19 protein-coding genes are annotated in these 23478 nt (G+C 72.7%); 16 read left to right on the forward strand and 3 right to left on the reverse strand.

The window, feature by feature from the left end; all coding sequences use genetic code 11:
* Positions 1-15 precede the first annotated feature (15 nt).
* The 7 genes from ACFPBZ_RS15000 (at position 16) to ACFPBZ_RS15030 (ending at position 9564) form a co-directional block, all read left to right on the forward strand.
* The gene (locus tag ACFPBZ_RS15000) at positions 16-660 is read left to right on the forward strand and encodes a DUF998 domain-containing protein (RefSeq protein ID WP_378036874.1); all 645 of its coding nucleotides are present in this window, start codon (positions 16-18) and stop codon (positions 658-660) included.
* Between the two features lie 589 nt (positions 661-1249).
* A complete protein-coding gene (locus tag ACFPBZ_RS15005; protein ID WP_378036875.1) occupies positions 1250-1960 on the forward strand; it encodes a DUF1326 domain-containing protein in 711 nt (236 codons plus the stop codon).
* Positions 1961-2106: 146 nt separating this feature from the next.
* On the forward strand, positions 2107-2757 hold the full coding sequence (locus tag ACFPBZ_RS15010) for a DUF2182 domain-containing protein (RefSeq protein ID WP_378036876.1): 651 nt from the start codon (positions 2107-2109) through the stop codon (positions 2755-2757).
* 14 nt (positions 2758-2771) lie between these two features.
* Entirely contained in the window at positions 2772-7391 is a 4620-nt protein-coding gene (locus tag ACFPBZ_RS15015) for a multicopper oxidase domain-containing protein (protein ID WP_378036877.1), read from the forward strand.
* 14 nt (positions 7392-7405) lie between these two features.
* Complete coding sequence (locus ACFPBZ_RS15020) at positions 7406-8014, forward strand: hypothetical protein (protein WP_378036878.1); 609 nt, start codon at positions 7406-7408, stop codon at positions 8012-8014.
* Positions 8011-8910: a hypothetical protein gene (locus ACFPBZ_RS15025; protein ID WP_378036879.1), complete on the forward strand. Its 900-nt coding sequence runs from the start codon at positions 8011-8013 to the stop codon at positions 8908-8910. Before ACFPBZ_RS15020 ends, ACFPBZ_RS15025 begins: the two co-directional genes overlap by 4 nt.
* 120 nt (positions 8911-9030) lie before the next feature.
* Complete coding sequence (locus ACFPBZ_RS15030) at positions 9031-9564, forward strand: hypothetical protein (protein WP_378036880.1); 534 nt, start codon at positions 9031-9033, stop codon at positions 9562-9564.
* 94 nt (positions 9565-9658) lie between these two features.
* Here the strand turns inward: ACFPBZ_RS15030 and ACFPBZ_RS15035 are convergent, their stop codons facing one another.
* Positions 9659-11371, reverse strand: a complete 1713-nt coding sequence (locus tag ACFPBZ_RS15035; RefSeq protein ID WP_378036881.1) for an MFS transporter — start codon at positions 11369-11371, stop codon at positions 9659-9661.
* A 182-nt stretch (positions 11372-11553) separates the two neighbouring features.
* Between ACFPBZ_RS15035 and ACFPBZ_RS15040 the strand changes: the two genes are divergently transcribed.
* The 9 genes from ACFPBZ_RS15040 (at position 11554) to ACFPBZ_RS15080 (ending at position 21556) form a co-directional block, all read left to right on the forward strand.
* A complete protein-coding gene (locus tag ACFPBZ_RS15040) occupies positions 11554-12210 on the forward strand; it encodes a TetR/AcrR family transcriptional regulator (protein ID WP_378036882.1) in 657 nt (218 codons plus the stop codon).
* Positions 12211-12240: 30 nt separating this feature from the next.
* Positions 12241-13704, forward strand: a complete 1464-nt coding sequence (locus ACFPBZ_RS15045) for a DHA2 family efflux MFS transporter permease subunit (protein ID WP_378036883.1) — start codon at positions 12241-12243, stop codon at positions 13702-13704.
* Positions 13701-14450, forward strand: a complete 750-nt coding sequence (locus ACFPBZ_RS15050; protein ID WP_378036884.1) for an alpha/beta fold hydrolase — start codon at positions 13701-13703, stop codon at positions 14448-14450. The genes ACFPBZ_RS15045 and ACFPBZ_RS15050 overlap by 4 nt, the downstream gene beginning before the upstream one ends.
* A gap of 9 nt (positions 14451-14459) precedes the next feature.
* Positions 14460-15179 (forward strand): mycothiol-dependent nitroreductase Rv2466c family protein, encoded by a 720-nt coding sequence (locus tag ACFPBZ_RS15055; RefSeq protein WP_378036885.1) that lies wholly within the window; start codon positions 14460-14462, stop codon positions 15177-15179.
* Between the two features lie 14 nt (positions 15180-15193).
* The gene (locus ACFPBZ_RS15060) at positions 15194-16075 is read left to right on the forward strand and encodes a polysaccharide deacetylase family protein (protein WP_378036886.1); all 882 of its coding nucleotides are present in this window, start codon (positions 15194-15196) and stop codon (positions 16073-16075) included.
* 82 nt (positions 16076-16157) lie between these two features.
* A complete protein-coding gene (locus ACFPBZ_RS15065; RefSeq protein WP_378036887.1) occupies positions 16158-17888 on the forward strand; it encodes an FAD-dependent oxidoreductase in 1731 nt (576 codons plus the stop codon).
* Between the two features lie 54 nt (positions 17889-17942).
* Positions 17943-18812, forward strand: coding sequence for a dioxygenase family protein (locus ACFPBZ_RS15070; RefSeq protein WP_378036888.1), 870 nt, complete (start codon positions 17943-17945; stop codon positions 18810-18812).
* On the forward strand, positions 18809-19840 hold the full coding sequence (locus tag ACFPBZ_RS15075; RefSeq protein WP_378036889.1) for a maleylacetate reductase: 1032 nt from the start codon (positions 18809-18811) through the stop codon (positions 19838-19840). Before ACFPBZ_RS15070 ends, ACFPBZ_RS15075 begins: the two co-directional genes overlap by 4 nt.
* A 9-nt stretch (positions 19841-19849) precedes the next feature.
* Positions 19850-21556, forward strand: coding sequence for a DUF885 domain-containing protein (locus ACFPBZ_RS15080; protein WP_378036890.1), 1707 nt, complete (start codon positions 19850-19852; stop codon positions 21554-21556).
* On the opposite strand, the gene ACFPBZ_RS15085 is transcribed toward ACFPBZ_RS15080, so the two are convergent.
* Positions 21543-22403, reverse strand: a complete 861-nt coding sequence (locus ACFPBZ_RS15085; protein WP_378036891.1) for an LLM class flavin-dependent oxidoreductase — start codon at positions 22401-22403, stop codon at positions 21543-21545. The two genes, ACFPBZ_RS15080 and ACFPBZ_RS15085, sit on opposite strands and share 14 nt — an antisense overlap.
* Complete coding sequence (locus tag ACFPBZ_RS15090; RefSeq protein ID WP_378036892.1) at positions 22403-23431, reverse strand: aldo/keto reductase; 1029 nt, start codon at positions 23429-23431, stop codon at positions 22403-22405. Before ACFPBZ_RS15090 ends, ACFPBZ_RS15085 begins: the two co-directional genes overlap by 1 nt.
* Positions 23432-23478 lie beyond the last annotated feature (47 nt).

A 23478-nucleotide genomic window follows, 5' to 3' on the forward strand; every position in this document is an offset into this window, starting at 1 on the left:
GGTCATGCTGGTCCCGTGACCATCGCGCCCTCCCGCTCCCGGGTCCGCCCGGCCGCCCTCGCGACCGCCGGCTCGGTGGTCGCGCTGGGGGTCGTCGCCGTCGTCGGGGCCATGCACCTGGTCGCCCCCTGGTCCCGCCACGACCCGGTACGCCGCACGATCAGCGAGTACGCGGTCGGCCCCGGTGGCTGGCTGTTCGACGTCGCCGTGCTCGGCCTCGTCGCGGCGACCGTGGCGGTGACGGCGGCGCTCGTCCTCCGCGGGGTCCTCCCGCTCCGCTCGGCGGCCGTGGTGCTCCTCGGCGTCTGGTGCGTCGGGCTGGTGCTGGTCGTGGTGTTCGAGAAGACGAACTGGTCGGTCGGGCCGAGCCTCTCGGGTTCGATCCACCGCTACGCGAGCCTGGCCGCCTTCCTCGCCCTGCCGACGGCGGGGCTGCTCGTCGCGCGGCGGCACCGGGGCGAGCGGTGGGCCCGCTGGGTCACGGCGTGCGCGGTCGTCGCGCTCGCCTCGTTCGTCCCGATCATCGGGGCGATCCTGCTGAACCCGGTCCTGGCCACGCCCTGGTACCGCGCGGTGCCGCTGGGGCTGATCGAGCGGGTGCTGTCGCTGGCCGAGGTGGCGATGGTCGTCGTGCTCGGGTTCCGGGCGGCACGACGATGAGCGGGGCGACGTGAGCACCAGGTCCGCCGGGATGCCCGGCTCGACGAGCGAGTGGCGCCCCTCGCTCGTCAGGTGACCGAGAGGCGCCACTCGGACCGCCGGTCAGGGTGGCCGATGCGCACGAACCCGGCGGAACCGGGTCCTGAGGACCCGGTCGTGGCTCGGACGTCGGCAGTGGCCGGCGGGGGTGGCAGTGGTGGTCGTCCTCGGACCCGCGCCGCACGATCGGAGCGGGCGGCACTCGGCACGCACGACGGCCCGATCCTCGGTGGCCGATGAGCAGGGCGCTCCCGGTTCTCGGCACGGAGTGCGTTCGAGCCGCCACTGCAGGTTCAACGACCAAGTTCCGATTTGCGCTCTTCGGGTGGAACACCTGCCGATGTTGAATTCCAATTGGTAGACCTTTCCTGCGCGTCCCGCGCGCCGGGCGGTTGATTCGAACCGCCGACCGGTCGCGGCGCGGAGGGGGGTTCGTTCGTGGGTCGATCCATGCCCTGAGCAGGGCATCTGTGTCGTCGATCCCGAGAAGGCCTCGTCGTCCGCCTCGATGTCGCATTTCCGTACGTCGTCGGACGAAAGGTGATTCGTCGTGCCCGGATATCGGCTCGAGGGCAGTTTCATCGAGGCCTGTGACTGCTACACCGTCTGCCCCTGCTGGGTCGACGACGATCCGGACGAAGGTCATTGCACCGGGCTCATCGCGTGGGTGCTCGACCCCGGTTCCGAGATCGACGGAGTCGACGTCTCGGGCTGCACGGTCGTGAGCGTTTCCACCCACGTCGGCAATCGGCGTGTGACCGGAACCGCCACCGTGCTCTTCGTCGACGAGGAGGCATCGAAGAAGCAGTTCAAAGCGCTCCGCCAGGCCTTCGCGGGCCGCCTGAGCGGCCCGCTGGCCGGGCTGGCCACCGTGTCGGGCGAGGTGATCGCCGAGGAACAAGCCCGGATCACGATCACGGAGCGCCGAGCCCGGTGGTCGGTGGAGGTGGTCCGCGACGGCGGCTCGTCCGCGGTACGTGCCAGCGGGACCCCACGCGTGTTCGAGGACGCGACCCGACCCCTCGTCCTGCAGGCCACCGCTCTGTCGCCGGAACTCGGCGTCCCCGAGGAGCCGGCCGAGAGCGCCGGCGTGACGGCCCAGGCGGGTGAGGGGCTCACCGTCAGGGTCGGCGAACTCCCAGGTGGATTCGTCCAGGTCACGGGTCGCTCGGGGATGCGCGGACGGTTCGGGTACGCGCATCCTCGGCGCCCTGCGGTCAGGGCCGGCGAGAAGGTCGCCGCCGGAAACGGCCGCGGCTGATGACGTCGGCACCTCCCGCTGTTCGAACGGCGGCCGATCTCCGTCCTCTCGCCGTCACGGTCCTGGTCCTGGCGGCGCTCGCATGGGTCGGGCTGGCCTGGCCGGGATTGCTCGAGCACCACGGATCGTCTGCTGTACCGGACCCGATGACGGAGCACATGCAGCACGGCGCGGCCACCCCGGAGGTCGGGCCCGTTCTGCTGGCCTGGGTCGTGATGGTCGTCGCGATGATGCTGCCGCCCGCCCTGCCCCTGCTCGCCACCGTGGCCGGACTGGCCACCGGCCGAGGCCGTCCGGTGTTCCTCGTGAGCATCGCCGGCACGACGTTCGTGGCGATCTGGACCGTGGCGGGCGCCGTGCTCCTCGGCCTCGACGCCGCGCTGCGGGGTGTCCCGTGGCTCGGCGCGCAGCCCGGCGCCGCGGCCGCCGTCGTACTCGTGGCCGCCGGCCTCTACCAGCTCTCGCCGCTGGCACAACGCTGCCTGACGGCCTGTCGCTCGCCGCGCAGCACGGCCCTGCGGTACTGGCGCGGCCGCCGCCCGGCGTGGGCGGAGACGGCCGGCCTGTCCGCGTCCTACGGCCTCACCTGTGTCGGCTGCTGCTGGGCGCTCATGGCCATCTCGCTCGCCGTCGCGGTGGCGGCCCTGCCCGTGATGGTCGTCCTCGCCGTCGTCATGGCCGCGCAACGTCTGCTGCCCCACGGCCGACGGCTCGTACGCCCGGCCGGGTTCCTGACCCTCGCGCTCGGGACCGCCGCCCTCGCCGGGCTCCTGCCCCCCGGCGTCCTCGTCGTCTGACCCCTGGAGATCCCATGCGCACGGTCGAGCTCGTCGCCCTGCAGATGCCGATCGTCTACACCGACGACGGCGACCACGACCGGGACGGAATGCTGTACGCGCCGTCCGCCCATGCGCACCTCCTGCGATGGGTGCGCGCACGCTGGAGGGAGAACGACGAGCGCCTGCCGCGACTCCACCGACGTCGCCAGCTAGCGCAGATCGTCGTCGACGGCCTGTGGCGCTACGAAGAGATGGTCAAGCTCCTGCGCGGGAAGCCCGCGCCGGACCGTGACCTGCTGAACGAGCGGACCCTCGAGGCCGTCCGGTCGGTGATCGACGAGGACGGCGAGGCCGAGCCGCACGCCGACCCCGACTGGCTCGCGGTGCGGCAGAACTACCGGATGACCGTCGCCGAGGTGCTCCTCGCGCTGCGTGAGCTGACCGCCGGCCAGGTCGACGAGATGCCGGTGAGCACGCAGGAACGCTCGCAGCTGGCCGCCGTGTGGCGCGTGGCGCTGCCCGGCCTCGACGCGGCGATCGAGCGGGACCTGGCCGCCGTCGACCAGAAGTTCGCCGAGGACCTACCGACCCTGATCGGCGACTCCGGCCTCGAGGAGCGTCGCGTGAAGCGGCTGCTGCTGAACGACCACCAGGACCGGTCGGTGCGCGAGAGGGGCTCCCAGGCCCCGCCGCTCGACCGCGTCAACCCGCTGCGGCCGGTACCCGTCGTCCGACCTCTGGTGCTGCGGGCCCACCAGGGCGACGAGCTCGAGGTGACGCTTCACAACGAACTCCGGGGCCGCCGGGTCGGCCTCCATGTGCAGGGCGACGGCATAGCCGTCGAGGACGACGACGGTGCGCAGGTGGGGAAGAACCTCCCGACACTGGCCGAGCCCGAGCCGAGGAAACCCGAGGACGACCTGACCCTGAAGTGGACGTGTTCTCGTCAGGGTGTCTGGGTGATCAACGATCTGGGGGACGTCCGGGGCAGCGAGCAGGGGACGAACATCCACGGGTTGTTCGGAGCGCTCATCGTCGAGCCCGGCGGCGCCCACTGGCACGACCCGGAGGACGGCGCCGATCTCACGGAGAGCGTCTGGAAGGGCGGCGCCGACGTCGACATCCACATCGATGGCGCGCCGACCGAGCCCTTCACGGAGTTCCCACGGACGGGGCCGACGGAGTCCCACCGCGAGTTCACCGTGTTCATCCACGACGAACCCGAGATCCACAGCGCGCTGCACCTCGTCGGGAAGCACTCGACGATGCCGCTGAACTACCGGGCCGAGCCGATGCCGAACCGGCTCCCGCACCGGATGCGCCGGCTCGCGGAGGAGACCGCCGCTCGCCCGGTCCCGAACGACCCGGTCGACTTCTCCGCCGTCGGTGTCGAGCTCGACCAGGACCTCGGCGAGGTGTTCACCACCGCTCGCGCGAAGGACGGCCGTTGGCTCGAGATCGTGGCGGGGGAGGAGCAGCACCACAGCTCGTGGCTCTTCGGCGACCCGGTCACCCCGATCCAGCGGGCCTACGCGGGCGACCCGGTGCGGGTACGGGTCGTGCACGCCGGGGTGCAGGAGACGCACGTCTACCACCTGCACGTCCACCAGTGGCGCGCCGTCGCCGAGGACCCGGACTCGCAGCTCCTCGACGCCATCACCATCGGCCCGCAGACGGCCGTCACGGTTGATCCGCTCTACGGCTCCGGGAGTCGCCAGCACGCCCCGGGCGACATCATCTGGCACTGCCACCTCTATCCCCACTTCCATCACGGCATGTGGGGGCTGTGGCGCAGCTTCGATCGCCTCGTCGATGGCGAGCGCGCCTACCCGGACGGCACGCCGTGCCCCGGGCTGAAGCCGCTGCCCGGGCGCACGCCGCAGGACCCCGACGCCGGGCATCCCGGCTTCCCGTGGTTCGTCGACGCCACGGTGCCGCGCAAGGCGCCGCCGCCGCCGGCCATCTCCGATGACGTCAGGGCCGGGCGCCGTTCGCTGCTCGGGATGCCGGCCCACTCGCATCTCGAGGCGGCGGCCTTCGTCGCGAACCCTCGCCCGGGAGCCCTGTTCGTGGACCTCGACGGACACGTCGCTGGGTGGACCGGCGTGGAGCCACGTCTCCTGTCGATGGACGTCGTCGTCCGCGAGGGGCCGGTCGAGTACAACTCGCACGGCTGGCACGACCCGCACGGTCACCGGTACGAGTTGCTCAGTCTGACGGTGACCGAGCCCGGGCAGGGGCCCGTCCGCGCCGAGCTGCCCGAGGCGGACGCCCCCGAGACCGAGCCGTTCTACGTCCGGGCCAACCACGGCGACGTCGTCGAGTTGCGCCTGCACAACCAGCTCGGCACGGTGCGGCCCGACCACTTCGACCTCGCCGCCCCGCCGGTCGAATGTGGGCTGCACGTCCACCTGGTGAAGTTCGACGTCCTCGCTGCCGACGGGTCCTCGACCGGTTGGAACTACCTGTCGGGAGCCAGCTCCCCGGGGATGGTCGGACCGAACCGGCCGGGTGAGCAGGCGCGCAACGTCTCGTTGCACCGGTGGGTGGTCGACGAGGAGTTCGGGCCCTGCTTCTTCCACGACCACCTGCTCGCCAACTTCCGGCAGAAGCGTGGGCTGTTCGCAGCGCTGATCGCCGAACCCCACGGCTCGACCTACAAGACCCCGGACCGCACCGCGGACGCCTGGGTGGGCGCCCAGGCTGTCATCGACAGGGACGGGACGGAGTCCTACCGCGAGGCGTGCCTGGCGATCGGCGACTTCGTCCCGCTCTACGACCGCGATCGCGTGCCGCTCAACCCGCCCGCGCTCCTCGGCTCGGCCGACGATCCCGGCGTCATGGGCGTCAACTACCGCAACGCCCCGCTGCGGGAGCGTGGCGACGACCCCTCGGCGTGGTTCGCCAGCCGGGTTCCGCGGCCCGACGAGGAACCCGAGGGGATCGGCGGGGACCCCGACACCCCGATCGTCCACGCCTACCCCGGCGATCGGCTGCGAATCCGGCTGCTCCAGGGCTCGCACGAGGAGCAGCACAGCTTCGTCACCCACGGGCTGCGGTGGCGCCAGGAGTGGCGCAACCGGAAGTCGCGCCTCGTCGACCAGCAGACCCTCGGGATCTCCGAGGCCTTCACCCTGGACGTCAACCGGGAGGACAGCAGGTACGGCCCGGGCGATCACCTCTGGCGATTCGCCGCGCTCGACGACACCTGGCTCGGCTGCTGGGGGCTCGTCCGCGTGCATACCCCGGGAGAGGAGCCCGACCCGGCGCTGCCTCCGTTGCCAGGCCGCGACTGGGCACAGGTGCGCGGCGATCGTGCGACCCCTGACCGGCCGCGTGCTCGCGAGGCGGAGATCCCGCAGGTCGGGCCGCTCCCGCCCGGCGCCTACGACGGCGTGCGGACGTACGTCGTGGTGGCCAGGCGCCAGGAGATCGAGTACGACGACTCGGCGACCGATCCCTACGGGCTCCGCTACCAGGTCGCCCGGGATTGGAAGCCCGACCTCGACGTCGACGAACATCCCACGGGTCGCATCCGTGCCGTCGATATCGACGACGGTCCTGTCGAGCCGCTGGTGCTGCGCGCGCGGGCCGGGGAGTGGGTGCGCGTCGTCCTGATCAACGAGCTCGTCACCACCCCGTTCTCGCTGGCCCCGGGCGACGTCGATCCCGCGCTTCCCCGATTCGGGCCGGAACCGCACCCGCCGGAGGTGCCGCTCGAGGTCGACCGTCTCGTCTCACCCCGCGTGTCCCTGCATGCCGGCCTCGTGCGCTACGACGCGGTGTCCTCGGACGGCGCCTGGGTCGGCCTGAATCACGACGGCACGATCCGTCCGCTCGGGGAGTCCCCGGGCGAGCACGGCGGCCATGCTGCCGAGGGAGCCGACGGCGTCGCACGGCGCGAGGGGCATTCCGCCGCTCACGACCGGAACAACTGGGTCGAGTACTGGTGGTACGCCGACCCCCTGCTCGCCGACCGTGGCCAGGGTCAGGTCTGCCACCTGCAGGACATGGCCGACGTCCGCAACCACCGCCATCACGGGCTCGTGGGCGCGCTGGTCGTCGAGCCCCCGGATGCTGAACCGGACCGCTGGACCGGCGCGCACGCGCTCGTGGAGCGGCCGGAAGGACCGTCCAACGAGCAGGTCCTCATCGTCCAGGACGGCCTCAGGCTCTACCGCGGTGGTCACCCGGAGGAGCCGCTGCGGGACCTCGCCGAGGGCGATCCGGAGGACGCCGGGCAGAAGGGGATCAACTACCGGTCGGCCATGGTGCATGCGCGGCGGATGCTCGCGGTGTCCGAGCCGGCCACCCCGATCTGGTCCGCCACCGTCGACGACGAGCTGTGGCTCCGCCTCGTCGGCGGCTGCGACAAGCCCCGCAACCACACGTGGACGGTGCACGGCCTGGCCTGGGAGTTTGCGCCCTGGGTGCCGAAGGGGCCGTGGGTCGGGTCGCTGTCGGGATTGACGGCGGGCTTCGTGCGCGACCTGGTGCTGCAGCCCACGCACGCGGGTGATCACGCCTACCGCAGCGGCGCCTTTCGGTGGGCGGTCACGGAAGGGGTGTGGGGCATCCTCCGGGTCCGGCCAACGGGAGCGGACCGGAACGAAGTTCCTCTTCTCCTCCGCATCGACGGCGGTGCACGGTGATGGTGCAATGGGCGATGAAGGGCATGTCCCTCCGCGACGAAGATCAGGCGCGCGAGATTCTCTGGCCGAGGGGTCTCGTCTGCAACTGGGGTCGGGCCGCCAGGGGAATTCCTGTAGACAAGATCTCAGAGCGCCTGACCCCCGAATCGATCCGAACGCATGTCGATGGATTCTCGACGATTGATCCGCTCACGAAGAAGAAGTTCTTCGAGGAGTCGCCGTACATCTCGCTGAGTTCCGGGACGGTGGAGCGCGACTCGGTGAACAGGGCGAACCACATCTACACGGCCAGGCGTACGGCGATGCAATTCGGCTCCCGTTTCGGGGAGTCGGACACCGCGTATATCTTCACCTGCTGGGTCCTCGTCGCACCCCGGATGGCTGCCGAGATCTACGGGGTCGCCGAGGAGGTTCGGAATCTTACTGTCTATCCGAGCTACTCCGACTTCGCTGATCAAGGTGAGATCGCGGCCAAATTGCACATCCCTGCGAATCAGATAGAACGTTGCGAGAAGTGGGTTCGCAAGGCGCCGCGGGAGGCATACGAGCCGGCCTGGGTAGTCAAGAACGAGGGCCGGTTCATCCCGCCGGAGCGGCTTTCCAGCGTGCGTGATCTCCTGTGAGCGAACCTCTCGACGTACTCGGCATCTCACTCGACCGCGCGAGGCTCAACGCGGATTTCTTTGAGTCCTACGCAAAGACCTGCTTGAGAGAGTTGGGCGAACCTGAACGCTGGGCGGTACCCGACGGCATTCCGCAGACGACTCTTCCGATATCGGATCCGCGATGGGTTCTGTACGCCGACGCTGCCTCCTCTCTCCGGAATGCAGCGCACTGGGCGGTACTCATCGAGCCTGCGCGGGCCGCAACGCTGCTGGGCCACGCCGCAGTGGAGTTCCTGCACCTGAGCAACGTGTTCGGGGTCTGTCTTCTCCGTGCGAGCGGTTATCCCCCGCCCGCCTTGATGTCTGCAGAGCACCGGGCAGAGATGCTGAGCGGCGCTCTCGGCATGCACGAGCCCTCAAATGGCACGCCGACGAGCCTCGCGCACCCGCAGCAGCAAGCGTTCCTTCTGTTAGAGCTCGCCTCGTGGGACGAACCGGGACTCGCCGGTCGGGTGCGCGAGATGTGCGAGCGGTCGGCCCACCGCGACGGTCCGACTCCGGTCGGAGCACTGGGAGCGCCCATTCGACATTTCTGGATGATGGCGGAGGGGATGGCGAACGACGCGGTAGTCCTGTTCCTCGATCACTTCAGCGCAGCCTTCAAGGACCGTTACCTCCTGGCCGTCGAATCGGCGCGGGTGAACACCTACCTCTGGGAGCACGGAGCTACCGCGGTCGACGTCGTCGACCCCGATGCGCTCGCCACGGCTGCGCTTGCTGGCCGCCGCTTCGGGGTCGGTGAGCTCCTCCAAGCTTCAGCGGGGCATAGTGACTTCTCGTCGGACACCGCCCTCGGGGCGCTGTTCCGGCTCGGGCTCGAGATTTCGGCATCGAGTCCCAACCAGGAGGGATGACCCATGTGGACCTCACTCGAGACCGTCAAGCTTCTCGTGAGTGCCCTCACTCCCCTTGCTGTCTTGGGGTTGGGCTGGCTCGTCAGTCGGAGTGCCAGACGCATCGAGGACCGGCAGTGGGTGGACAGGAAGGTCATCGAGCGGCGGTTAGCGCTCTTCGACGACATGGCCCCGGGTCTCAACGACCTGGCGTGTTTCTTCCGCGCCGTCGGCAACTTCCGTAAAACCACCCCGCCGGACGCGGTCGACCTGAAGCGCGCGCTCGACCAGCAGTTCCACACCACCAAGTACCTCATGTCACCGGGGTGGAGGGAGGCGTACGAGCACTTCATCGACGGCTGCTTCCAGACCTACACCCGCGCCGGCGCCGATGCCGCCATCCGAGCGGACGTCGAGCATCAGCGACGGGAACGCGGCGGGAGCTGGGTCGCGGAGTGGGCGGACTGTTTCGTGGGCAAGGGCGAAGCGACTCCGGCGACGGAGGTCGCACGGCGCTACGAGGTCCTGATGGAAATCTTTGCAATTGAGCTCGGCGTCCCGCAGGAGCCGTCCCGAGCAGGATCGTCACGGGTGACCTCCCCTGCCCAATTGCAGGCAAGGGAGGAGACGGGAGCGTCCGGCCGACGCTCACCTGCCCAATTGGCCCAGACGTGACGGACCCGAGTGGATCGACCCGTTCGCGGCTCTCCGCCGGCTTGACGAGCGGAGACACCGCTCGGTCACGAGGCGACCGAACGGCGCCACTCGCTCAGACGCGCGCGGGCTCGGAGGTGGCGTCGAGGTCGACGTCGCGGGACGCCGGCGCGTCGTCGCCGAGGTGCTCGGCGTGGGCGCACCCGTCCGCCCGGACGACCAGCAGGTACGGGCGGCCCTCCGCGGTGGCGGCGACCGCGTAGCTCCCGTCGGCCGCGGTGGTGGCCTTCCCGAGCTGCTGCCCGGCGTGGCTCACGACGGTCACGGTGGCGTCGCCGGTCGGGGTGCCGCCGCGGCGGACCGTGCCGTGCACGAGGACCCGCTCGTCCGGGGAGACCGCGGCGGGGAACTGCTCGGTGACCGGTTCCGGCGCGGTGACCACCGCGGCGTCCGGTGCCGGGCGCAGCGGGACGAAGGCCGTGACCACCACGGCGACCACCGCGGCGCCCGCGCCGAGCAGCATGACGACGACGAACGCGGCCTGGGTGGGGACGCCGGCCGGGGTGACCAGCGAGGCGAGCAGGACGCCCGCGACGGCGCTCGCGGTGGACGTGCCGAGCGCGCGCATGAGGTTGTTCAGGCTGTTGGCGGCCGCGGTCTGCTCGATCGGCACGGCCGCCATGATCAGCGACGGCATCGCGCCGTAGGCGAGCCCGATGCCGCTCGCGATCACCACCGAGCTGATCACCAGCTCCCCAACCGAGCCGTGGAACACGGCGCCGATCCCGTACCCGAGCGCGACGACGCCCCCGCCGAGCATGAGCGTGGTGCGCGGGCCGGACGAGGCGCTGATGCGTGCCGACACCGGTGACATGCCCATCATGACGAGCCCGCCGGGCGCCAGGACGAGGCCCGCGACGAGGATCGACTGCCCCAGCCCGTAGCCGGTGGACGTCGGGAGCTGCAGCAGCTGGGGGTAGACCAGCGACATCGCGAACATCGAGAAGCCCATGACCACCGACGCCGAGTTGGTCAGCAGCACCTGACGGCGCCGGCTCACCCGCAGGTCGACCAGCGGCTGGCGGGTCCGCAGCTCCCAGAGGGCCCAGAGCGCGAGCACCACCGCGGCGGTGACGAACAGCCCGACCGTCGTCGTGCTGCCCCAGCCCCACGTGCCGCCCTTCGACACGGCGAGCAGGAGGCTGACCAGGGCGATCGCGAGCCCCACGGCCCCGACGAGGTCGAAGCGCCCGCCGGCCCGCTGCGCCGACTCCGGCACGAGCGCGACGACCAGGACGAACACGAGCACGCCGAGCGCGCCGGCGGCCCAGAACAGCACGTGCCAGTCGGCGACCTGGGCGATCAGCGCCGCGAGGGGCAGGCCGAGGGCGCCGCCCACGCCGAGCGAGGCGCTCATGAGGGCGGTGGCCGACCCGAGGCGCTCCGCGGGCAGCTCGTCGCGCATGAGGCTGATGCCGAGGGGGATGACGCCGGTCGCGAGCCCCTGCAGCGCCCGGCCGACCACCAGGGGGACCAGGGAGGTCGACAGGGCGGCGACCACGGATCCGATCACGAGCACCGCCACGCAGACGAGCAGCATCCGGCGCTTGCCGACCATGTCGGCGAGGCGCCCGACGATCGGGACCGCAACGGCCGCCGTCAGCAGGGTCGCCGTGACCACCCAGGCCGTGTCCGCGGCCGGGGCGCCCAGCAGGCGCGGGAACTGCGGCACGAGCGGGACCACGAGCGTCTGCTGCAGCGAGACCGTGATGCCGGCGAGGGCGAGCACGGCCACGAAGGCGGGCGTCCGGGAGGCGGGTGCGGTCACGGGGGCTCCCGGCGGCGGAATGGATGGGACGACCACGATGATGGCAGAGCCCGCCAGAAAAGACTCGACGAGTACCCGCTCCGCCACGAGCCAGCCGGAGACACGGATCTCGTGGCGGTCCCCACCTCCTGGACCTAGTGTCACTGACTGACACGAAGTCACGGACTGACAGGGGGGCGAGAGTGAGCGGGACCGGGATCGTCGACGCCGCCACCGGTCGTGGCCGCCGCCCGATGAGCGAGCGCCGCCGGCACCTGCAGCGCCTCGAGATCTCCCGGGCGGCCATCACGCTGTTCCGGGAGCGGGGCGTCGGCGGGACCACCGGCGAGGACATCGCCGACGCCGTGGGTCTCTCGGCGCGCACCCTCTGGCGCTACTTCCGCAGCAAGGAGAGCTGCGTGGAGCCGCTGCTCTCGGTCATCACCGACACCTTCGTCGACACGCTGCGCCGCTGGCCGGCCGACGTCCCGCTCTCCGACCACCTCGCGCGCGACCACCACCTGCCCGACCACCTCTCGGCCTCCGACGGCGAGGCGACCCTCGCGGTCGTCGCGATGTCCCGCCGCGAGCCGGCGCTGCGCGCGATCTGGCTCGTGGTGCACGAGCGCGTCGAGCCCGTGCTGGCCGAGGTCGTCGCCGACCGGTTGGGACGCCGTCCCGACGACCTCGCGGTGCGGGTCCAGGCCGCGACCCTGGCCGCGGCCCTGCGCCTCACCACCGAGGACCTCGCCGACGACGTCGCGGCCGACCGGTGCCGCCCCGAGACCGAGGGGCTCGCCCGCCTCTCGGCCGCCGTCCGGGCCGCCACCCACGGCGTGCTCGGCGACGCCTCGTCCTGATCCCCGAACCGACCACCCCGGAGTACCGACATGACCACCGGCGCCCCCACGCGCACGGAGACGACCGCCCCTCCGAAGGCGGGACTGCTGATCGCGGTCCTCGTCGGGTCGGCGTTCGTGATGATCCTCAACGAGACGATCCTGTCGGTCGCCCTGCGCGACCTGACGGTCGACCTCGGCGTCCCCGCCACCACCGTGCAGTGGCTGACCAGCGGCTTCCTGCTGACGATGGCCGTGGTCATCCCGATCACCGGCTACCTGCTCGAGCGGTTCACCCCGCGGGCGGTCTTCCTCACCTCGCTGTCGCTCTTCAGCGCCGGCACCCTGCTCGCGGCACTGGCCCCGGGCTTCGAGGTGCTGCTCGCCGGGCGCGTGGTGCAGGCGGCGGGCACCGCGGTGATGGTGCCGCTGCTGATGACGACGATCATGCGGCTCGTCCCGCCGGAGCGCCGCGGCGCGACGATGGGCACGATCACGATCGTCATCGCGGTGGCCCCGGCGCTCGGCCCGACGATCGGCGGCGCGGTGCTCGCGGGCCTGGGCTGGCGCTGGATGTTCGGGTTGGTGCTCCCGCTCGCGCTGATCGCCCTCGTCGTCGGCGCCCGGTACCTGCGCCTGACCTCGCAGACGCGGAAGGTCCCGTTCGACGTCGTCTCGGTGCTGCTCTCCGCCGTCGGGTTCGGCGGGCTGCTCTACGGGCTGTCCTCGATCGGCGAGTCCGGCGGCGGGGAGCACCCGGTGCCGCCGTGGGTGGCGATCGCCGTCGGGGTGGTGGCGCTCGCGGTGTTCGTCGGGCGCCAGCTGCGCCTGCAGCGCGCCGACGCGGCCCTGCTCGACCTGCGCGTGTTCACCCGCCGCCCGTTCTCGGTGGCGGTCACCACGAGCGTCCCGCTGTTCATGTGCCTCATCGGCGCCTCGGCGATCCTGCTGCCGCTCTACCTGCAGACGGTCCTCGGGGTGTCGACCTTCGTCAGCGGCCTCGCGGTCCTGCCCGGCGGGCTCGTGCTGGGGCTCCTCGGCCGGCCGGTCGGCACGCTCTTCGACCGGGTCGGCGCCCGCCCGCTGGTGCTCCCCGGGGCGATCGCGACCGCCGCGGCGCTGTGGCTGTTCGCGACGCTCGGGGCCGGCTCCCCGCTGGTCGCCGTGATCGGCATCCACGTCCTGCTCATGGCCGGGCTCGGCCTGATGATGACGCCGCTGATGACCGAGGCGCTGGGCTCGCTGCCCGACCACCTCTACTCCCACGGCAGCGCGGTGCTCTCCACCCTGCAGCAGGTGGCCGGGGCGCTGGGGACCGCGGTGTTCGTGACGGTGGCCGCGCTCGGCAGCGCGGCGGGGGCGGCGGCCCCGGACGAGGCCGGCCTGCGGACGGCCTTCGTCGTCGCGGGCGTCGTCGGGCTCGTGGCGCTGGTCTCGGCGACCTTCGTCCGCGGTACGCGCCGGGACGGGCCCCGCAGCGACGACGACGCCGTGGCGGCAGACTCCGCGGCGTGACCGTCGTCCTCGTCCACGGCAACCCCGAGACCGCCGACGTCTGGGACCCCCTCGTCGGGGCGCTGGGGCGCGACGACGTCGTACGGCTCTCGCCGCCCGGCTTCGGCGCCCCGGTGCCCGCGGGGTTCGCGGCGACCGTCGACGCCTACCGCGACTGGCTGATCGCCGAGCTCGAGGCCCTCGACGGGCCGGTCGACCTCGTCGGGCACGACTGGGGCGGCGGCCACGTGGTGAACGCCCTGCTCGAGCGGCCCGAGCTGGTGCGCAGCTGGGCCGTCGACGTGCTCGGCATCTTCGAGCCCGACTACGTCTGGCACGACCTCGCGCAGGCCTGGCAGACGCCCGAGGTGGGGGAGCGGCACATCGCGGGCATGCTCGGGCGCTCGCTCGACGACCGCGCGGCGCGGCTGGTCCCCGCCGGCATCCCGGCGGACGTCGCGCGCCGGGTCGCGGCGGGGCAGGACGAGGCGATGCAGGCCTGCGTCCTCGCGCTCTACCGCGACGCCGCCCAGCCCGCGATGGCCCGCCGCGGGGAGTCCCTGGAGCGGCTGGCCGCCCGCCCGGGCCTCGGGATTCTCGCGGGCGAGGACCACTTCGTCGGGGACGACGCGATGCGGCGCCGGGCCGCGGCGCGGGCCGGCGCGCAGGTCGGGGAGCTGGACGGGCTCGGGCACTGGTGGATGTGCCAGGACCCCGCCCGTGGCGCGACGATGCTGGCGGCTTTCTGGCGCGACGCCGTCGGGTAGGCCCCACCCGTGCCCGACCTCGAGTTCTTCTTCGACCCGATCTGCCCGTTCTGCTGGGTGACCTCCCGTTGGGTGGTGGAGGTCCAGTCGCAGCGCGCCCTCGCGGTCGACTGGCGACCGCTGTCGCTGGCCCTGCTCAACGAGGACGTCTCCTACGCCGAGCGGGAGGAGGCGTCCCCGGAGTACCCCGACTCGCACGTCCGCGGGCTGGAGATGCTGCGCGTGGTGCACGCCGCGCGGGAGCGGTTCGGGCCGGAGGTCGTCGGGGACCTCTACACCGCCCTCGGCGAGCTGGTGTGGGACGCGGAGCCCCCGGAGGGCGACGACTTCCGGGCCGTCATGCACGAGATGGCCCGGGTGCGCGACCTGCGCCCCGCGCTGCGGGCGGCCGACCTGCCCGAGGAGCTCGCCGACGCCTCGTCGGAGACCGCCCGCGACGACGACCTGCGGCGCGAGACCCGGGAGGCCGTCGACCGCTGCGGCGGCGGGGTGGGGACGCCGATCCTCTCGTTCGCGCCGTCCGGCCGGAACGGTGCAGGGCCCGGGCCGGCCTTCTTCGGGCCGGTCATCGACGCGCCGCCGGCCGAGGAGGACGCGCTGCGGCTCTTCGACGCGGTCGAGACCGTCGCGCGGTGGGGCGGGTTCGCCGAGCTGAAGCGAACCGTGCGCTCCTTCCCCCGCACCCGGCTGTCCTCCAGGCTCGCGGGGACGGACACGCACGTGCACTGACACCGGGAGGCGTCATGGCCAAGGAGATCCTCGTCAGCTACGGGGTGGACATCGATGCCGTCGGGGGGTGGCTCGGCTCCTATGGCGGGGAGGACTCGCCGGGCGACATCTCGCGCGGGCTGTTCGCCGGCGAGGTCGGGGTGCCGCGCGTGCTGGAGCTCTTCCGGCGGGCGGGCATCCGGCAGACCTTCTTCTGGCCCGGGCACTCGGTGGAGACGTTCCCCGCGCAGTTCGACGCCTGCGTGGCGGCCGGGCACGAGATCGGGGTGCACGGCTACAGCCACGAGAACCCCATCGCGATGAGCCGGCAGCAGGAGTCGGACGTCCTCGACCACTGCATCGACCTCATCACGGAGCGCTCGGGCGCCCGGCCCACCGGCTACGTCGCGCCCTGGTGGGAGTTCAGCGCGATCACCAACGAGCTGCTGCTCGACCGCGGGCTGACCTACGACCACTCGTTGATGCACGACGACTTCACGCCCTACTACGTCCGCGTCGGCGACTCCTGGACCAAGATCGACCTCGAGCGCGAGGCGGCGGAGTGGATGAAGCCGCTGGTCCGCGGCGAGGAGACCGACCTCGTCGAGCTCCCCGCGAACTGGTACCTCGACGACCTCCCGCCGATGATGTTCGTCAAGGGCAGCCCGAACTCGCACGGCTTCGTCAACCCGCGGGACATCGAGCAGCTCTGGCGCGACCAGTTCGACTGGGTCTACCGCGAGATGGACTACGCCGTGTTCACCATGACGATCCACCCCGACGTCTCCGGTCGCCCGCAGGTGCTGCTCGCGCACGAGCGGCTCATCTCCTACATCAACTCCCACGAGGGGGTCCGGTGGCTGACCTTCGACGAGATCGCCCGGGACTTCCAGGCGCGCTCGCCGCGAGGTAGTTGAGGATTCACCGAAAACTCTTGCGGCGCCTCGTCGGGAAGCAGAGGATTCCCCCGCACGTCACCGCCGACCTCCAGGAGCGCCCATGGCCCCCGTCGTCACCACCGACGTCGTCGTGGTGGGCAGCGGCCCCGCCGGGGCGGCCATGGCGCTCGCGCTGGCGCGGCTCGGCGTCGACCACCTCGTGGTCACCCGCTACGAGACCCTCGCCGCCGAGCCCCGCGCGCACATCACCAACCAGCGCACGATGGAGGTGCTGCGTGACCTCGGGGTGTCCGACCGGGTCGAGGCCCTGGCCACCCCGCAGGACCTGATCGGCACGACGACGTTCTGCACCTCGCTGGCGGGCGAGGAGCTCGGCCGGGTGCGCTCGTGGGGCACCGACCCGCACAGCCAGGCCGCCCACCGGCTCGCGAGCCCGGCGCGGATCTGCGACATGCCGCAGAACCTCATGGAGCCGATCCTCGTGCAGGCGGCCCAGCGCGAGGGGTCGCGGATCCGCTTCTCCACCGAGTACCTCGGGCACACGCAGGACGACGAGGGCGTGACGGTCGAGGTCCGCGACCGGCTGCGCGACGACACCTACGAGATCCGCGCCCGGTACCTCTACGGCGCCGACGGCGGGCGCTCGCGCGTCGCGGAGGACGCCGGGCTGCCGATGCGCGGCGAGATGGGGGTCGCGGGCTCGCTGAACATCGTGTTCCGGGCCGACCTGTCGCCGTGGGTGGCGCACCGGCCGAGCGTCCTCTACTGGGTGCTGCAGCCCGGGTCGGACGTCGGCGGCATCGGCATGGGCGTCGTCCGGATGGTCCGACCCTGGGACGAGTGGCTGACGATCTGGGGCTACGACGTCGCCGACGGGCCGCCCGACCTCTCCGACGAGTACTGCCGCGGGCTGGTCCGGGCGCTCGTCGGGGTCGACGAGCTCGACGTGGAGATCCTCGGGCGCTCCGCGTGGACGGTGAACCACATGGTGGCCGAGCGGTACTCCACCGGCCGCGTGTTCTGCGGCGGGGACGCGGTGCACCGCCACCCGCCGTCGAACGGGCTGGGCTCCAACACCTCGATCCAGGACTCGTTCAACCTCGCGTGGAAGCTCGCGCTGGTGGTGCGCGGCGAGGCCGGCCCGGAGCTGCTCGAGACCTACACCGCCGAGCGCGCCCCGATCGGGCGGCAGGTGGTCGACCGCGCCAACCAGTCGATCGGCGAGACCGGCCGCATCTTCGACGCGCTCGGGGTCAGCGGCACCGACGACCCCGAGGTCATGCGCGCCAACATGGCCGCCCGCCGCGAGCCCGGGGCCGACAAGCAGCGCCGGGCCCTGCGCGAGGCGATCGCGTTCAAGGCCTACGAGTTCGACGCCCACGGCGTGGAGCTCAACCAGCGCTACGTCTCCGCCGCGGTGGTGTCCGACGACCTGTCGCCCGACCCGCTCGCCACCGCCGAGGACCCGGAGCTGCACCACGTCGCGTCGACGACCCCGGGCGCGCGGGTGCCGCACGTCTGGCTCGCAGGTCACGGCGGCGACGTCTCCACGATCGACCTCGCCGGCCACGGGCGGTTCACGCTGTTCACCGGCCCGGGCGGGGAGTCCTGGCCCGCCTCGGAGCTGGTGCGGGTGGTCGTCGTCGGGCCCGGGCACGAGATCGAGGACCCCTACGGCGACTGGGCGCGGCTGCTCGAGGCCGAGGGGATCGGCGACTCGGGCGCGGTCCTCGTCCGGCCCGACCACCACGTCGCGGCCCGCTTCGCGTCCCTGCCCGACGATCCCGCCACCACCCTGTCCACCACGCTGCAGCAGGTGCTGCGCAGGTGAGCACTAATCCGTGTCCCAGCACGGATTAGTGCTCACATGTCCGAAGGACACCCCATGGATTTCTCTGAGAAGGACTCTGTCGACGCCGTCGTCGCGAGCTTCGCCGACACGCCCGACCCCCGGCTGCGCGAGGTGACCGAGAGCCTCGTGCGCCACCTGCACGGCTTCCTGCGCGACGTGCGCCCGACGATCGCGGAGTGGGAGAAGGGGATCGAGTTCCTCACCGCGATCGGGCAGAAGTGCGACGAGCACCGCCAGGAGTTCATCCTCTTCTCCGACGTCATGGGCGCCTCGATGCTCGTCGAGACGATGGAGGCCGCCCGGCAGGCGCAGGACGCGACCGCCTCCACGGTGCTCGGGCCGTTCCACGTGGTGACGAGCCCGGAGCGGGAGCTCGGCGACTCGATCGACACCCTCGGCACCGGGGAGGCGTGCCTGATCGAGGGCACGGTCACCGGCGCCGACGGGGTGCCGATCCCGGGGGCGCGGATCGACATCTGGCAGGCCGACGAGCAGGGCGCCTACGACGTCGAGTCCGACCGTCAGCCGCTCGGCAACGGCCGCGGCCTGTTCACCGCCGACGACGAGGGCCGCTACCGGTTCCGCTCGATCGTCCCGTCGCACTACCCGATCCCCACCGACGGCCCGGTCGGCGACCTGCTCACCGCGACGCGGCGCCACCCCTACCGGCCCGCGCACGTGCACTTCATCGTGGAGGCCCCGGGCTACGTCCCGGTGACCACGCACGTCTTCGTCGACGGCAGCCCCTACCTCGACTCGGACGCCGTGTTCGCGGTCAAGCAGTCGCTCGTCCGCGAGTTCGCCACGGTCGCCGACGAGGCCGAGGCGGCCCGGCACGGTCTGCCGAACCCGTTCCGGCGCGCCCGGTTCGACGTGGTGCTGCAGCCGGAGGGCCCGGCGTGAGGTTCACCGAACTGCCGCGCCCCGCGCGGGTCCTGTTCGGCGCCGGGCGCTTCGCCGAGCTCGGCGACGAGGCCGCGCGCCTCGACGTGCACCGGGTGGTCGTCGTGACCACCCCCGGCCGCAAGGCGCTGGGGGAGCAGGCGGCGGAGTACCTGGGGGACCGCTGCGCCGGGGTGCTCGCCGACGCGGTGGAGCACGTGCCGGGCGAGGTCGCCGACGCCGGGGTGGCCCGGGCACGTGAGCTCGGCGCCGACGCGTGCGTGGCGGTCGGTGGCGGGTCGTCGATCGGGCTCGGGAAGGCGATCGCCCGCGACGTCCGGCTGCCGCTCCTCGCGGTCCCCAGCACCTACTCCGGCTCGGAGATGACCCCGGTCTGGGGGCGCACCGAGGACGGCGTGAAGACCACCGGGCGCGACGAGGCCGTGCGTCCCGCGATCGTCGTCTACGACCCGGAGCTGACCACGTCACTGCCGGTGCGGACGTCGGTGACGAGCGCGGTCAACGGGCTCGCGCACGCCGTCGAGGCCCTCTGGGCGCCCGACACCACGCCGGTGGTGCGCCTCGAGGCCGCCGAGTCGGCCCGGGCGATCGTCGACGCCCTGCCCCGGGTGGTCTCGGCGCCGGACGACCTCGACGCCCGGGCCGACCTGCTCTACGGCGCCTGGCTCGCGGGCGCGGGCCTCGCCGTCACGACGATGGGCCTGCACCACCGGCTCGCGCACGTGGTCGGCGGCGGGCTCGACCTCCCGCACGCCGGCACCCACACCGTGCTGCTCCCGCGCGTGCTCGCCTTCACCCTGCCCGCGGTGCCCGACGTCGCGGCGGTGCTCGCCGACGCGCTCGGGGGCGACCCCGTCGAGGTCCTGACGACGATGCTCGCGCGGCTCGGCGCGCCCACGACCTTCGCCGACCTCGGCGCCTCGGCGGCCGACCTCGCCGCCGTCGCGCCGCGCGCCGTCGAGCCGCCGCCCCGCCACCCCCGCGTGCCGACCGTGGCGGAGGTGCGGGAACTGCTCGACGCGGCATGATGGCGCCCGATGGCACCCTCTGCTGACCGCGCCGTACGCGACCTGGCCGACGACCACGTCCGCCGCCTCGCCGCCCTCGACCCGCTCCTCGCCGGCCAGCTCGGCTGGACCGAGGGGCAGGACGAGCTGCCCGACCTGTCCCCGGACGGCATCGCCGCCGGCGACGCGCTCGGGCGGGAGACCCTCGACCGGCTCGCGGCCCTCGGGACGCCCACCGATCCCGACGAGCGCCGCTGCGCGCGGCTCCTGGCCGAGCGGATCGGCGCCCAGCTCGCGCACAGCGAGGCGGGCGAGCCGCTGCGGGCGGTCCAGGAGCTGTTCGGCCCGGTCGCGGGCGTGCGGATGGCGTTCACGCTGATGCCGACCGACGGCGAGGACGACTGGGCCCTCGTCGCGGGGCGCACGGCGGCCGTACCCGACGCCCTCGAGGGGTACCGGCGCAGCCTCGAGGAGGGCCGCCGCCGCGGCCTGTTCGCCGCGCCGCGGCAGGTCGCGCGGGTGGTCGAGCAGATCGGGTCGTGGATCGACGACGACGACGGGCGTGGCTGGTTCGCCGCGTTCTCCCGCGACGCCGACGTGAGCCCGATCGTGCGCGCCGAACTCGACCGCGGCGCCGCCGTGGCGACCGAGGCCCTCGTCGGGCTGCGGGACTGGCTCGCCGGCGACTACCTCCCGGCCACCGAGGGCACGCCCGACGGGGTCGGCCCCGAGCGCTACCGCGTCGCCGCCCGCTACTGGAACGGCGCCGACATCGACGCCGACGAGGTCTACGCGTGGGGCTGGTCGGAGTTCCGCCGGCTGCGCGACGAGATGGCCGTCGAGGCCGGGCGCGTGCTGCCGGGCGCCGGGGTGCGCGAGGCCATGGCGCACCTCGACAGCGACGGCGGGACCACGGGCGTCGTCGTCGGGGGCGAGGCCGCGCGGGCGCAGCTGCAGCAGGTCATGGACGACACGGTCGCCGCGCTCGACGGGACGCACTTCGACCTGAGCGGCCCGATCCGCGCCGTCGAGGCCCGCCTCGCCCCGGTCGGCAGCGCCGCCGCGCCGTACTACACGCCGCCCTCGATGGACTTCACCCGGCCCGGCCGCACGTGGCTGCCCGCGACCCCCGACGACCGCTACCCGATGTGGAACCTGTTCAGCACCTGGTACCACGAGGGTGTCCCGGGCCATCACCTCCAGCTCGCGTCGTGGGCGCTGCGGTCCGGCGAGCTCTCGCTCTTCCAGACCTCCGCCGCGGGCATGGTGAGCGCCGACGCCGAGGGCTGGGCCCTCTACGCCGAGCGCCTCATGGACGAGCTCGGGTACCACGAGGACCCGGGCTCGCGGCTCGGCTACCTCGACGCGCAGATGCTGCGCGCCGTGCGGGTGGTCATCGACCTGGGCATGCACCTGAAGCTGCGGATTCCCGACGACTCCCCGGTCGGCGCGGGCGAGCGGTGGACCCCGGAGCTGGGCCGGGAGTTCTTCGGCCGGCACGTGGGACGCGGCGACGCGTTCGCCGACTCGGAGCTGCTGCGCTACCTGGGCGGCCCCGGCCAGGCGATCTCCTACAAGCTCGGCGAGCGCGCCTGGCTCGCGGGCCGCGAGCAGGCCCGGGCCGCCGGCCCGGGCTTCGACCTGCGCGTGTGGCACGCCGCGGCGCTGGCGCAGGGGACGCTCGGGCTCGACGACCTCGTGGCCGAGCTGGCGGCGCTGCCGGCTAGAGGCGATTGATCACCTCGTCGGCGACCCACCGGGCCACCTTCTCCGGGTAGGGCGCCGGGAGGGAGAGCACCAGGTGGGAGAAGCCGGCGTCGATCGCGTGGCGGGCGTGGTCGCGCGTGGCGCCGGCATCGTCGTACGCCACCGGGATCACCAGGGAGCGGGTGATCGCGGCGGGGTCGCGGCCGATCTCGGTGCAGTAGCGGTCGAGCAGGGCGCTGCGGCCGCTCGCGTCCTCGACGTCGCCGCCCGGGTAGTTCCAGAGGTCGGCGTGCTCGGCGACCACCCGCAGCGTCCGGCCCGCGCGTCCGCCGATCATCAGCGGCGGGCCGGGGCGCTGCACCGGCTTCGGGCTGCCGTACGCGCCGGTGAGCTGGACGTACTCGCCGTGCACGTCGAACGGCTCGTCGGCGGTCCAGAGCCGCCGCAGCAGCGCGCAGGTCTCGGAGAGGCGCGCGACGGCCTCGGGGGAGTCCCAGTACGGCAGGCCGTGCGCCTCGTACTCCCGGCGCGCCATGGGGACGTCGGGCCGCGACCCCGCGCCGAGCCCCATGTCGAGCCGCCCGCCGCTGACGACGTCGACGGTCGCCGCGATCTTCGCGAGCACCGCCGGCGGGCGGAACCGGTTACTCGTGACGAGCACGCCGAGCCGGAGCCGCTCGGTGGCCGCGGCCAGCGCGGCGAGCAGGGTCCAGCCCTCGAACGTCGGGCCGAGGGGGTCGCCGGAGATCGGCAGGAGGTGGTCGAAGAGCCACGCGTGCTCGATCTCCTCGACGGTGTCGGCCTCCTGCCAGACCCGGAGCAGGTCGGCGTAGGCGACCTGGGAGGGCGCGGTGATGATGCCGACGCTCGGGGTCATCAGGCGGCCGACCGCTCGGTGCCCGGGCGGCGGCGCAGCCGCGGTTCGGCCAGGGGCGGGGTGCCGTAGGCGTGCGGGAGCGGGCTCGCGTCCGTCCCCGGCGCGACGATCTCGTCGATCCGGTCGAGGACCTCGTCGTCGAGGGACACCTCGGCGCCGGCGAGGACGTCGTCGAGCTGGGCCATGGTGCGGGGTCCGATGATGGCGCTGGTGACGCCGGGGTGGGCGAGGACGAAGGCCATCGCGAGGTGGGTGAGCGGCAGGCCGGCCTTCTCGGCGAGGGGGATGAGCTGCTCGACGGCGTCGAGGCGGCGCTCGTCGCGCATGTGCGCGAAGCCGTACTGCGCGCGGTGGGTGTCGGGGTCTTGGCCCCTGCGGTAGCGGCCGGTCAGCATGCCGCCCGACAGCGGGCTCCACACGAGCGCGCCCATCCCGTGGCGCTCGATCGTCGGCAGGATGTCGCGCTCGATGCCGCGGTCGAGGATCGAGTACGGCGGCTGCTCGGTGCGGAAGCGCTCGAGGCCGCGGCGCTCGGCGACCCACTGCGCCTCGACGATCTCCGAGGCGGGGAAGGTCGACGATCCGATCGCCCGGACCTTGCCGCTGTGCACGAGGTCCGACAGCGCGGAGAGGGTCTCCTCCACGTCGGTGTCGGGGTCGGGCCGGTGCACCTGGTAGAGGTCGATGTGGTCGGTCTGCAGGCGCCGCAGCGAGTCCTCCACGGCGCGGACGAGCCAGCGGCGCGAACTGCCGCGCATGTTCGGGTCGTCGCCCATCGGGTTGAACGCCTTGGTGGCGAGGACGACGTCGTCGCGGCGGCCCTGCAACGCCTTCCCGACGATCTCCTCGGACTCGCCGCGGGAGTACATGTCGGCGGTGTCGACGAAGTTGATCCCGGCGTCGAGCGCGGTGTGGATGATGCGGACCGACTCGTCGTGGTCGGGATTGCCCATGGCGCCGAACATCATGGCGCCGAGGCAGTAGGGGCTGACCTTCATGCCGGTGCGGCCCAGGGTGCGGTACTTCAACGGAACTCCTCGCGGGGTGGGGACCCGGCGGGCTATCGTCGGGCTAT

This window comes from Actinomycetospora atypica, from assembly GCF_042653685.1.
In the GTDB taxonomy this organism is placed as follows: Bacteria; Actinomycetota; Actinomycetes; order Mycobacteriales; family Pseudonocardiaceae; genus Actinomycetospora; species Actinomycetospora atypica.